Annotated in this window: 12 protein-coding genes and 1 pseudogene; 10 read left to right on the plus strand and 3 right to left on the minus strand. The window is 72.1% G+C overall.

The window, feature by feature from the left end; translation table 11 throughout:
* From WMJ97_RS11760 to WMJ97_RS11770, 3 genes and pseudogenes are all read left to right on the plus strand, one after another.
* Nucleotides 1–318, plus strand: a pseudogene (locus WMJ97_RS11760) (hypothetical protein); the annotation flags it as partial.
* Nucleotides 319–425: 107 nt separating this feature from the next.
* On the plus strand, nt 426–1,055 hold the full coding sequence (locus WMJ97_RS11765) for a hypothetical protein (RefSeq protein WP_347349188.1): 630 nt from the start codon (nt 426–428) through the stop codon (nt 1,053–1,055).
* A gap of 79 nt (nt 1,056–1,134) precedes the next feature.
* Nucleotides 1,135–2,139, plus strand: a complete 1,005-nt coding sequence (locus tag WMJ97_RS11770) for a hypothetical protein (RefSeq protein ID WP_347349189.1) — start codon at nt 1,135–1,137, stop codon at nt 2,137–2,139.
* Between the two features lie 39 nt (nt 2,140–2,178).
* On the opposite strand, the gene WMJ97_RS11775 is transcribed toward WMJ97_RS11770, so the two are convergent.
* On the minus strand, nt 2,179–2,853 hold the full coding sequence (locus tag WMJ97_RS11775; RefSeq protein ID WP_347349190.1) for a response regulator transcription factor: 675 nt from the start codon (nt 2,851–2,853) through the stop codon (nt 2,179–2,181).
* A gap of 156 nt (nt 2,854–3,009) precedes the next feature.
* Between WMJ97_RS11775 and WMJ97_RS11780 the strand changes: the two genes are divergently transcribed.
* The 5 genes from WMJ97_RS11780 to WMJ97_RS11800 all read left to right on the plus strand — a co-directional run bounded on the left by WMJ97_RS11780 (nt 3,010) and on the right by WMJ97_RS11800 (nt 7,780).
* Nucleotides 3,010–3,915, plus strand: a complete 906-nt coding sequence (locus WMJ97_RS11780; protein ID WP_347349191.1) for an SDR family oxidoreductase — start codon at nt 3,010–3,012, stop codon at nt 3,913–3,915.
* Between the two features lie 40 nt (nt 3,916–3,955).
* Nucleotides 3,956–4,681, plus strand: coding sequence for a succinate dehydrogenase cytochrome b subunit (locus WMJ97_RS11785; protein WP_347349192.1), 726 nt, complete (start codon nt 3,956–3,958; stop codon nt 4,679–4,681).
* Nucleotides 4,678–6,654, plus strand: coding sequence for a fumarate reductase/succinate dehydrogenase flavoprotein subunit (locus WMJ97_RS11790; RefSeq protein ID WP_347349193.1), 1,977 nt, complete (start codon nt 4,678–4,680; stop codon nt 6,652–6,654). Before WMJ97_RS11785 ends, WMJ97_RS11790 begins: the two co-directional genes overlap by 4 nt.
* A complete protein-coding gene (locus WMJ97_RS11795) occupies nt 6,651–7,400 on the plus strand; it encodes a succinate dehydrogenase/fumarate reductase iron-sulfur subunit (RefSeq protein ID WP_347349194.1) in 750 nt (249 codons plus the stop codon). Before WMJ97_RS11790 ends, WMJ97_RS11795 begins: the two co-directional genes overlap by 4 nt.
* 98 nt (nt 7,401–7,498) lie before the next feature.
* The gene (locus tag WMJ97_RS11800; RefSeq protein ID WP_347349195.1) at nt 7,499–7,780 is read left to right on the plus strand and encodes a DUF1540 domain-containing protein; all 282 of its coding nucleotides are present in this window, start codon (nt 7,499–7,501) and stop codon (nt 7,778–7,780) included.
* Between the two features lie 84 nt (nt 7,781–7,864).
* Here the strand turns inward: WMJ97_RS11800 and WMJ97_RS11805 are convergent, their stop codons facing one another.
* Nucleotides 7,865–8,596 carry a hypothetical protein gene (locus WMJ97_RS11805; RefSeq protein WP_347349196.1) on the minus strand — a complete coding sequence of 244 codons (732 nt, stop codon included), beginning with the start codon at nt 8,594–8,596 and terminating at the stop codon, nt 7,865–7,867.
* 196 nt (nt 8,597–8,792) lie between these two features.
* Between WMJ97_RS11805 and WMJ97_RS11810 the strand changes: the two genes are divergently transcribed.
* Both WMJ97_RS11810 and WMJ97_RS11815 read left to right on the plus strand, forming a co-directional pair.
* The gene (locus tag WMJ97_RS11810) at nt 8,793–9,173 is read left to right on the plus strand and encodes a metalloregulator ArsR/SmtB family transcription factor (protein ID WP_347349197.1); all 381 of its coding nucleotides are present in this window, start codon (nt 8,793–8,795) and stop codon (nt 9,171–9,173) included.
* Complete coding sequence (locus tag WMJ97_RS11815; protein WP_347349198.1) at nt 9,170–10,081, plus strand: cation diffusion facilitator family transporter; 912 nt, start codon at nt 9,170–9,172, stop codon at nt 10,079–10,081. Before WMJ97_RS11810 ends, WMJ97_RS11815 begins: the two co-directional genes overlap by 4 nt.
* Before the next feature lie 49 nt (nt 10,082–10,130).
* On the opposite strand, the gene WMJ97_RS11820 is transcribed toward WMJ97_RS11815, so the two are convergent.
* On the minus strand, nt 10,131–10,877 hold the full coding sequence (locus WMJ97_RS11820) for a DUF4118 domain-containing protein (RefSeq protein WP_347349199.1): 747 nt from the start codon (nt 10,875–10,877) through the stop codon (nt 10,131–10,133).
* Between the last annotated feature and the right edge of the window lie 288 nt (nt 10,878–11,165).

The raw sequence follows: 11,165 nt of genomic DNA on the forward strand, positions 1-11,165 counted from the left end.
TCGTCGGGGTCGTCGGTGACGACCTCGTACCCCGACGTCTACGTGCCCCGCGGCTCGAAGGAGTGCTCGCGCTCCGGCAGCGGACCCTACGCCGCCGCCGGCACGGCCAACCCGACCACGAGTTGCCCGTTCGCGATCAACGTCCGGGACGCCTACCTGAACTCCGGCCTCAATGGGTCGTCCGGGCAGGTCGTCGCCTATTCGCCCGTGACGAAGATCACGTACACGATGGATTGCTCGGGCGACCAGCCGGTGCTCTGCACCGGCGGCGTCCGAGGGCGCGTCGTCATTTATGGCGGACGCCTCGTGCGCAGCTGAAACCCTGCAATCAAGCAAAACCAGACAATCAAGAAACGGCAGCGGGGCTACCCGACGAGATTCCCTGGGGCGCACGGACGTCCGGCCATGATGTGGAGAAAATGACGATGAGTGATCCGAATTACAACCCCGGGCCGGTCCCGGTACCGCCCACGCAGCAGCCGGGGTACCCGCCACAACACAACGGTTCGCGCGTGCCCGCGATCCTGGGCGCGACCGCGGTGGTGGGTGTCGTGGCGATCGTCGCCGTGGTCGGGGTCTCGATCATGGCGCGCGGGCAGACGACGTCCGCCGCCCCCGACACCCAGGTCACGCGCGTCGTCACCGTGGCGGCACCGCAGGCGCAACCGCAACCCCAGTCCACCCAGACGACGATCGTGCGCCGCGAGACCGCCTCGAAGCCGACGAGCACGACCAAGACCTCCTACATCTACGACGACGGCGACGGTGACGTGGGCGTCCTCACCTCGCTGTCGTCCGGCTCGTGGATCACGGTGCTGGAGTCGATGCCGAAGTCGAGCAAGTCGTCCGGGCAGGCGGCCGCGAAGGCGGCGTCCATCTCGAGCCGGACGGGCGTCTCCGTGTACGTGGTCGACAGCTCCTCGGTACCCGGCCTGAACAGCGGCTATTGGGCGGTCTCGGTGATCGGCTCGTCGAGCAAGTCCGAGGCGCAGCGGGTCTGCGCGTCCGTCGGCCGGTCGGTCGGCGGGTCCTGCTACCCGCGCCTCATCGGCTGACGCCCGGCCCGGACGCGCGCGGACCCGTGCGACCAGGGCGAACACAACGAACAGAAGAAACGAAGCAAGGAATGATGCGATGAACGGCGTGTGCCGGCGCTGCGGCGCGGACGTGACCGGAAACTATTGCTCGGCGTGTGGCAGCGCCGAGGTCGACCGCTCGGGCTCGCCCGACGACACGCTGCAGATCCCTGGGGCCGCTCCGGTCCCGGGCCAGCCGTCGCAGGGGCAGCCCCTGCAGGGGCAGGCGATGCAGGGACAACCCCAGCAGGGGCAGCCGCTCCAGGGGCAGGCGATGCCCGGGCGTCCGCCGGCGACGGGGGTGCCCGTGCCGCCCACGGTGGTCCCGCCCGCCCCGCCGATGGCCGTGCCGGTCGTGCCGATGGCGTACGAGCGGTCGCACGCGCCGGTGGGGCTGGCCGTGGTGAGCGTGCTGGCCGTCGCCGCCATCGTCGCCGGGTATTTCGTGTGGAGCTCGGGCTCCCTGCCGGTGACGTTCGCCCTGCCGGGCCCCACGACGCGCATCGTGCAGGTCGACCAGGCCGCCCAGTCGCAGCCCGTCTCCACCGTCACGCAAACGCAGGTGCGCCGCACGGTGTATCAGCCCGCGCCCGCGACGAGCACCCGGACGATCGAGCAGGTCGCGGCCAGCGGGTCCGGCACGTCGGACGCCGTCGGCACCGACGACGGCGCGCTGGGCCGCCTGCAGTCGCAGGCCGCCTCGGACGGGGCCCGCGTCAGCAAGGACGGCCGCTGGGTGGCGCAGGTGGCGTCCAAGTACGTCGGGGTGTACGACGCCCGGCAGACGACCAGCAGCGGCTCGCACACGTTCTTCGCCAGCGACATCTGGGACGAGTACCAGCAGCTGACCTCCCGCTTCAGCGGCCTGGACGTCGTGCTCCTCGACAGCCGGACGTACGGCCGGCATCGGAACCACAACGGCGACCCGCTCTACGTGACGAGCGTGCTCAGCTCGGCGTTCACCGACGAGGCCTCCGTGAAGTCGTGGTGCAGCGACCAATTCCCGGGGCTCTCGGGTAAGGATCTGGAGAACGTCTGCACGCCCAACCGGCTCAAGCCCTGACGCATCCCCGGACACCGCGGCGCCGGCCCGTGCCGGCCGCTAGGACCGCCGCTGGGCCGACGCGTCGGGCCGGAACCCGTGCTCGATGCCCCACAGGACCGCCTTCGAACGGGAGTCGACGTCGATCTTGCGGTAGGCCTGCCGGATGTAGGACTTCACCGAGTTGATCGACAGGTAGGCGGTCGACGCGATCTCCTGGTTCGACAGGCCCTGGGTGATCATCGCGATCATGTCGGCCTCGCGCTGGGTGAGCCCCATCGGACGCCCCGGCCAGTCGCCGAAGCCGACCGCCGTCGGGTCGCTGCCGTCGGGCTCGATCTCGGGCTGCGGGGGGGCGAGCACGAGCTCACCGCGGTGGATCCGCTCCAGGTTGCCGGTCAGCTCGGCCGCGGTCGTGCGCTTCGACAGGTACCCCCGGACGCCCGCGTCGACGGCCTTGCGGATCAGGTCGGCGTCCAGGTTCCACGAATAGACGACGACCTTGTCGGCCAGCCCGCTGCGGACGAGCTGCCCCACGCCCGGCCCGTCTGCCTGCGCACGGCCGAACGTGTCGTAGAGGGCGATGTCGACGCGCTGCGACGGGCCGGCGTTCACGTTGAGCTCCACGATCGCGAACCGTTCGGTGTGCTTCTCGAGCATCGACCGGAGCCCGCGCACGACCACCTCGTAGTCGTTCAGCAGGGCAAGGCGGATGCGCGGCGGTTTAATGGGCACGAGGACAAATCTACAAGACAGTGTCCGATACGCCCCGCGAATGGGGGCCGCTGCGACAGCCGATGGGTGTTCTTCACGAGAAACCACCCTGGTGGTGGGCCCATTCCACCCATAAGGGGCTGTGGTGGCCAGTGCCCGCGAGCAAGGCTGGAAAGCATGTCAAACCTCAACGAAATCGATCGGGACGCCGCCGCCCTCGCCTCGGACGAGGGCGGTTTCCCCGAGCAGGAGCAGCTCCCGCCCGGCCTCACGACGAAGATGGACCCGATTCCCGACCACGGCGAGACGACGTGGGTCGGCCACGGACGCCTCCAGGGCCTGAAGGCCCTCATCACCGGCGGCGACTCGGGCATCGGGCGCGCGGTCGCGATCGCGTTCGCCCGCGAGGGCGCGTCCGTCGCGCTCGGCTACCTTCCCGAGGAGCAGTCGGACGCCGAGGACACCCGCGGCTGGGTCGAGGAGGCGGGCGTCCAGTGCGTCCTGCTGCCCGGCGACCTGACCGACGAGGAGACCGCCCGCACGACCGTCGACATGGCGGCCGACAGGCTCGGCGGGCTCGACATCGTCGTGAACAACGCCGGCTTCCAGTGGGCCCGGCGCGAGGGCGGCCTGACCGGCCTGAAGACCGACGAGATGGACCGCGTCTTCAAGACCAACCTCTACGCCCTGTTCTGGGTCAGCCAGCAGGCGCTCAAGCACCTCGGCAAGGGCGCGAGCATCATCAACGTCAGCTCCATCCAGGCCTACGACCCGTCGGAGTCCCTCGTTGACTACGCCGCGACGAAGGCCGCGATCAACAACTTCACGGTGAACCTGGCCGCCGAGGTCGGCGACCGCGGCATCCGCGTGAACGCGATCGCTCCCGGCCCCATCTGGACGCCGCTGCAGCCGGCGACCAAGGGCGGCGACAGCATGCCGGGCTTCGGCGGCGACACCCCGCTGGGCCGGGCCGGGCAGCCGTCCGAGCTCGCCGGGGCGTTCGTCTTCCTGGCCAGCCCGGCGGAGGCGTCCTACGTCTCGGGGACCGTGATCGGTGTGACCGGCGGTAAGCCGGTCTTCTGAACGGCGCCCGCCGGCCACGGCGCTCGGGTAGGTTCGGGGCATGACCGTGGTGCGGGCGGAGGAGCGGCGGACGAAGCTGGCGCGCAGGCCGTCCAGCTTCGCGTTGAAGCTGGTGATGGCGATCACGGGGGTCGTGTTCGTCGGGTTCGTGTTCGTGCACATGATCGGCAACCTGAAGGTGTACGCCGGGGCCGACGCGTTCGACCACTACGCCCACTGGCTACGCGAGATCGGCTACCCGCTCGTGCCGAAGTACGGGGTGCTGTGGGCGCTGCGCGCCACGCTCGCGGCGTGCCTGGTCGGGCACGTCGCGGCGGCGGTCGCGCTGTGGGCGCGCGGGCGGGCGTCCCGGGGGCGCCACCGGCGCGGGCGCCTGCTCGGCTACTCCGGCTACGCGGCGCGGACGATGCTGCTGGGCGGGGTGATCCTGCTCGCGTTCGTGATCGTCCACCTGCTCGACCTGACGATCGGCGCCGGGCTGGCCACGGCGTCCTATCGATACCCGGACGCCGACGGCACGATCCACGCCTACGCCAACCTCGTCGCGAGCTTCTCGCGGCCGTGGATGGCGGCTTTCTACTCCGTGGTGATGGTGGTGCTGGCAGTGCACGTCGAGCACGGCGTCCGGACGCTCGCGCAAGACCTGGGCGCCACCGGACGCCGGCTGCGCGCGATCTGGGCGGCCGTCGGCGGCCTGATCGCCGTGGCCGTGTTGCTCGGAAACGCGCTCATCCCCCCGCTCGTGCTCGCGGGGGTGATCGCATGACCGCGACGCCCGCCCGGCCGACCGCCCGCGCGACGGACGGCCGCCCCGCGGCCCCCACGCCGCCGCTGGACGCCCACGTCCCGCCCGGCGACCCGCTGACGGCCTGGGACCGCCGCCGTGCCGCGTACCGCCTGGTGAGCCCCGCGAACCGCAAGAACCTCACCGTGATCGTCGTCGGCACCGGCCTCGCCGGGTCGGGCGTCGCGGCCGCGCTCGGCGAGCTCGGCTATCGCGTCGAGAGCTTCACGTTCCACGACGCCCCGCGCCGCGCCCACAGCGTCGCCGCGCAGGGCGGCATCAACGCCGCCCGGGCCCGCAAGGTCGACGGCGACTCGATCGCGCGCTTCGTGAAGGACACGGTCAAGGGCGGCGACTTCCGCGGGCGGGAGGCGGACGTCGTCCGGCTGGCGATCGAGTCGATCCGGGTCATCGACCACCTGCAGGCCATCGGTGCGCCGTTCGCGCGCGAGTACGGCGGGCAGCTCGCGACCAGGTCGTTCGGCGGCGTCCAGGTGTCGCGCACCTACTACACGCGCGGCCAGACCGGGCAACAGCTCCAGGTCGCCGCGGCGCAGGCGCTGCTGCGGCAGGTGGCCCGCGGAGGCGTCCGGCTGCACACGCGCACCGAGATGCTCGACCTGATCGTGGCCGACGGGCGCGCGCAGGGGATCGTCACCCGCGACCTCGTCACCGGCGAGGTGAGGGCGTGGACGGGGCACGCCGTCGTGCTCGCGACGGGCGGGTACGGCAGCGTCTACTACCAGTCGACGCTCGCGATGAACTCCAACGCGACCGCCACCTGGCGCGCGCACCGGCGCGGGGCCTATTTCGCGTCCCCGTCCTTCGTGCAGTTCCACCCGACCGCGCTGCCGGTCTCGTCGGAATGGCAGTCGAAGACCACGCTGATGAGCGAGTCGCTGCGCAACGACGGCCGCATCTGGGTGCCCCGGCGCCCGGGCGACGACCGGCGCCCGGCCGACATCCCCGACGACGAGCGCGACTACTACCTCGAGCGCCGCTACCCGGCCTACGGCAACCTGACGCCGCGCGACATCGCGTCGCGCGCCGCCCGCACCGAGATCGAGGCGGGCCGCGGGGTCGGCCCGCTGAAGAACTCGGTCTACCTCGACTTCCGCGACGCCATCGGACGCGTCGGGCGCGCGACCATCGAGGAGCGCTACGGGAACCTCTTCCACATGTACCGCGACGTCACGGGGGAGGACCCGTACACCGAGCCGATGCGCATCGCTCCCGGCGCGCACTTCACGATGGGCGGGTTGTGGTCCGACTACGACCAGATGACGTCCGTGCCCGGGCTGTTCGTCGGCGGCGAGGCCGGCAACAACTACCACGGCGCGAACCGGCTGGGCGCGAATTCCTTGCTCAGCGCCTGCGTCGACGGCTGGTTCACGCTGCCCGAGTCCGTGCCGAACTGGCTCGCCGGGCTGGTCGGGACGCCGCCGCTCGCGTCCGATGCGCCGGAGGCATCCGCGGCCGTCGACGACGTCCGCAGGCGCACCGAGCGCCTGCTGACCACGGGCGGGACGCGGCGTCCGCTCTTCTTCCACCGCAAGCTCGGCGAGATTCTCTACGTCGGGTGCGGCGTCTCGCGCTCGGACGTCGGCCTGCGGGACGCCCTCGACCGGGTCCGCGGATTGCGCGAGGAGTTCTGGGTCGACGTGAAGGTCGCGGGCTCCGGCGACCGGCTCAACCAGGAGCTGGAGCGCGCGGGCCGCGTCGCCGACTTCCTGGAGTTGGCCGAGCTCATGATCACCGACGCGCTCGACCGCACCGAGTCGTGCGGCGCGCATTTCCGCGAGGAGTACGCGACGCCCGAGGGTGAGGCGCGCCGTGACGACGAGCACTGGAGCCACGTCTCCGCCTGGGAGACGACGCAGGAGGGAGCCCACGTGAAGCACCCCGAGCCGCTGTCGTTCACGCTGGTGCCGCTGGCCGTGAGGGACTACCGATGAGGGTCGAACTGGAGGTCTGGCGCCAGGACGGCCCCGCCGACCGGGGGCGCTACGAGACGCACGTCGTCACCGACGCGACCCCCGAGATGAGCCTGCTGGAGCTGCTCGACCGGCTCAACGACCAGATCTCGGACGCCGGCGGCGAGCCGATCCAGTTCGAGTCCGACTGCCGCGAGGGCGTCTGCGGGGCGTGCGGGGTGACGGTGAACGACGTCCCGCACGGCCCCGTCCCCCGGACGCCGTCGTGCCGCCAGCACCTCCGCGCTTTCGGTTCGGTGACCAAGCTGCGCGTCGAGCCGCTGCGCAGCGCGGCGTTCCCCGTGGTGCGCGACCTCGTCGTCGACCGCTCGGCGCTCGACCGTCTGATCCAGGCCGGCGGGCACGTGGCGGTGGACGCCGGGACCGCCTCGGACGCCGACGACCACCTCGTCACCCACGACGATGCCGAGCACGCCCTCGACTTCGCCGCCTGCATCGGCTGCGGCGCCTGCGTGGCCGCGTGCCCGAACGGCGCGGCGCACCTGTTCGCCGGGGCCAAGCTCGCGCACCTCGCGCTGCTGCCGCACGGCCGCGAGGAGCGGGGACGCCGCGCGCGGGCGGTCGTCGGGCAGTTGGACGCCGAGTTCGGCCCGTGCAGCAGCTACGCGGAATGCGTCCGGGTGTGCCCGGCCGGCATCCCCCTGGAGGCCGTCGCGGCCGTCCACCGGGAGAAGCTGCGCGGGTTCTTCCGCGGGCGGGCCGACTGAGGTAAGGCTAACTTTCCTGGATTCTCCGGGGGATGGCGCGTAATCTTCCTCGGGTCAGATGCGCGGGCGAGAATTTATGGTCCGAAAGGCTTTCCAAAATGACCACCCTCACCATCGTCTCTTCCTGCGACACCACCTCCTGCTCCTACAACCAGTCCGGTTGCACGGCCGGCGCGATCACGATCGCCGGGTCCCCCGAGCACGCCTCCTGCGGCACGTTCGTCGCTCTCGACGCCCGCGGGGGCGTCGGCGCGGCCGAGGGGCGCGTCGGGGCCTGTCAGCGGCTCGAATGCGTCCACAACACCGCACTCATGTGCACCGCCGAGGCCATCACGGTCAGCGGCTCCACCGCCGACTGCGCCAGCTACGCGGTTCGGTAACCAGGGATCGGCGTGGGTCCCGCTCCCAGCGGGACCCACGCCCCTGAACCCGGACTGTCAGATGCGCGGCAGGGCGCGTCCGGGTCAGGCTTGGGCGAGCACCGCCTCCAGCGCGTGCTCGAGCGCATCGGCCGACGTCAGCGGCCGGTCGAACGGAATCAGCGCGCTGACGACGTGATCCTCGTCGAAGGCGCCCAGCGTGAGGCCGCAGGCGTCGGCGTCCATCAGGAGCGTGCGGCCACAGACTCCGAGGTCGGCGCACGCGCGGCGCGTGCGGCACCTGATGGGGGCGCGCTCGAAGAGCTCGGCCAGGAATTCCGGGCCGTGGCCCGCCAGCGTCTCCTGCACGGCGAGGGCGTCCGCCGGGCCCGGGAACGCCGGGTCGCGGTCGGCGGCGCAGGCGTCCGCGACCGCGTGGACGCCGAACGGGTCGTGGAGGAACGCCTGGTCGATCTGCAGCGTCGCCCACCTGATCGCCCCGCGCCCCGGGCCGCTCAGCCCGTGCAGCGTGCCGAGGGCGTGCAGCGACTGCGCGGTGACCCGCCACTCATACGTCGGCGCGGACGATTCGATGTCGAGCCGCACGTCGACCGCTTGGCCGTCGTCGGACCAGTCGGCCACGGCGTCCGCGGGGAGGCCGACGAGCAGAGCGTCCTGCAGCCAGGCGTGATGGACGCTCTCCGCGCTGGGCCGGCCCTCGCGGCGGAACGCGACGACGGACGCCGTGCCCGCCCCGGCGAGCAGCCGGCGGGCCGCCGAGCGGGCGCGTCGGGCGAGGGTGTCGGCCTGGCTGGAGGTCGGGGGTTGTGCGAGCAAGGCGGCTCCCGTCGGCTCGTCTGAACTTAGGCAAGCCTAACCTAAAGGGTCGTTCCATCCTCAGGGAGGGGTGCGCCCACCCAGTGAGATCGGGGCCGTGTAGTCGCGCGAACAGCGTCCGCGCAGGCTGGCGAATCGAGCCGGAGGCGTCCTATCATCTGATCATCTATTCAGATGTATCTTCCTGGGGGCTGACGTGAGCGAAGTCCAAGGTCTCGACGGGTGCGTGCAGCGGTTGGTGCACCCCCACAAGGTGGCGATGGTGCGCGGACAGACGCCGACGGCGTCCGAGATCGACCGGGTGAGCGGGCTGTTCAAGCTGCTCGGCGACCCCACGCGGGCGCGGCTGCTGTACGCGCTCCTCGAGGCGGGCGAGCTGTGCGTGTGCGACCTGGCGGCCGCGACGGGCGCGGCCGAGACGACGGTCTCGCAGGCGCTGCGGCTGCTGAAGGCGTCCGGGGTGGTGGCCGGACGCCGTGACGGCCGCAACGTCTTCTACCGGCTGTCGGACGCGCACGTCCGGATGCTGCTCGACATCACCCGTGAGCACGCCGCCCACGAGGGGGCGTCGCGATGAGTGGGCACGGGCACGCGGGCGGCCACGCGCATGGGCATTCCGCCGCCGGACGCCATCGCTGGCGGCTGGCGGTCGTCTTCGGGCTGACGGCGTCCTTCTTCGTGGTCGAGCTGGTGGCCGGCCTGGCCGCCGGATCGCTCGCCCTCATCAGCGACGCCGGCCACATGGCGGCCGACGTGGTGACGCTCGGGGCCGCGCTGGTCGCGACCCGCATCGCGACCAGGCCCGACACCACCGGACGCCGCACGTTCGGCTCGTACCGGGCCGAGGTCTTCGCGTCGGGGCTGGCCGTGCTCATGATGCTCGGCGTGTCGGTCTACATCGTTATCGAGGCGGTGGGCCGGATCGGGTCGCCGGCCGAGCCGGCGTCCGGGGTGATGCTGCTCGTGGGCGTCATCGGGCTGGCGATCAACGCGGTCGGGCTCGTGCTGCTGCGGGCCGGCGCGGGGGAGAGCCTGAACGTGAAGGGCGCCTACCTCGAGGTGCTGGCCGACTCGCTCGGCTCGGTCGGCGTGATCGCGGCGGGCGCCCTCGTCGCCCTCACCGGCGCGGGCTGGTGGGACACGGTGGTCGCCTTGGCGATCGCGGCGTTCGTGGCCGTCCGGGCGGTGCTGCTCGGACGCGAGGTGCTGGCGGTGCTCGGGCAGCAGGCGCCGGCGGGCGTCGAGCCGACGAAGATGCTCGCGGCGCTGGAGGCGGTCCCGGGGGTCGAGCAGGTGCACGACCTCCACGTCTGGCAGCTCACGTCGGGCATGAACGTGGCGAGCGCGCACCTCGTGACGGGGGAGGCGTCCGGGGGCGAGGTGCTGAAGCGCGCTGGCGCGACGCTGCGCGACGACTTCGGCATCGCGCACGCGACGATCCAGGTGGAGGTGCCGGGCGTCCGCTGTGACGGGGCGGACTGGTAGGCGTCCGGTGTGATCGGCCGGCCGGTGACCGCGCGCGGCCCGGTTGGCGCTACGGCTGCACCGCGTCGTCGGCCCGGGTGACGAGTTGCTGCGCGAGCAGGGCGGCGACGCTGAGCTGTTCGCGGGTGGGCCGGCTGATGTGCGTGGCGGACGAGATCCGGAAGTGCCCGACGGTGCGTTCCCCCTTGTGGACGACCGCCGCGACGTAGCGGTCGGTGGGCAGGCCGTCGACGGCGTCCCACTCGTGGTCGCCGACGCGGAGGCGATCCTCGGGGGTGATCGCCGCATCCTCGGGGTCAGGGGCGACATCGAGGAAGAAGACGTCGTCGGCGTCCAGCAGCCGCGCGAGGATGCCGCCGATGCGCCGCTGCAGATCCCCGGGGGACTCTCCAGCGTGGACGCCCGCCAAGTCGCGCAGGTAGGTGCCGCGGCGGCTCGACAGCGAGCGGGCGCGGCGTCCCCACTGGACGATCTCGGTCACGGCGACGCCCACCAGCAGGATCGCGACGTCAAACTCGACGTCGGCGATCGCCTCCAGCATGAGCGAGTGGCGCGGCGCGGCCAGGAAGTAGTCGTGGCCGACGACCGCGCCGAGGGTCGCGAACCAGCCGGCGGCCCGGTCGCCCGCCACGGCCGCGAGCACGATCAGGCCGACGAACACGATCAGGCCGACGAGCACGACCCCCACGGTCGCCGGCTGCACGACCGGAACCTCACCGGCGAACCCCGCGACCACGATCGGGACGATCAGCGCGACGAGTCGCGGCAGGATGCGGCGCGGGTTGTCGGGATCCATGGGCGTCCTTTCGACCCCACGACTCTCTTGCCCGCCTCCTGAGAAGGAGCGAAGTTTCCGCGACGTGTGTCGGTTCGCGGGTTGTCCGACGACTCGCCGCGGCCGGCGGGGACACAGCGCTTCCACAGGAGGCGCTGCCATGATGGGCGGGTGCGAGGCTCCGTGGTGGCGCGCGTGATCGCGAGCGTCCTGATGGCGGCCCTGGCCCTGGGCGCGATCGCGCTGACCGGGGGCGGGGAGTTGAGCCGCGTCCAGACCGTGTTCGGGATGAACACGGCGTCCGGGGCG

This window comes from Nigerium sp., from assembly GCF_039811905.1.
Classification (GTDB): Bacteria; Actinomycetota; Actinomycetes; order Propionibacteriales; family Propionibacteriaceae; genus Propioniciclava.

Bases quoted from the DNA above. Each gene is read 5' to 3' on its own strand.
- WMJ97_RS11765 (WP_347349188.1), top strand. From the start codon at position 426: ATGAGTGATCCGAATTACAACCCCGGGCCGGTCCCGGTACCGCCCACG.
- WMJ97_RS11770 (WP_347349189.1), top strand. From the start codon at position 1,135: ATGAACGGCGTGTGCCGGCGCTGCGGCGCGGACGTGACCGGAAACTAT.
- WMJ97_RS11780 (WP_347349191.1), top strand. From the start codon at position 3,010: ATGTCAAACCTCAACGAAATCGATCGGGACGCCGCCGCCCTCGCCTCG.
- WMJ97_RS11785 (WP_347349192.1), top strand. From the start codon at position 3,956: ATGACCGTGGTGCGGGCGGAGGAGCGGCGGACGAAGCTGGCGCGCAGG.
- WMJ97_RS11790 (WP_347349193.1), top strand. From the start codon at position 4,678: ATGACCGCGACGCCCGCCCGGCCGACCGCCCGCGCGACGGACGGCCGC.
- WMJ97_RS11795 (WP_347349194.1), top strand. From the start codon at position 6,651: ATGAGGGTCGAACTGGAGGTCTGGCGCCAGGACGGCCCCGCCGACCGG.
- WMJ97_RS11800 (WP_347349195.1), top strand. From the start codon at position 7,499: ATGACCACCCTCACCATCGTCTCTTCCTGCGACACCACCTCCTGCTCC.
- WMJ97_RS11815 (WP_347349198.1), top strand. From the start codon at position 9,170: ATGAGTGGGCACGGGCACGCGGGCGGCCACGCGCATGGGCATTCCGCC.
- WMJ97_RS11820 (WP_347349199.1), bottom strand. From the start codon at position 10,877: ATGGATCCCGACAACCCGCGCCGCATCCTGCCGCGACTCGTCGCGCTG.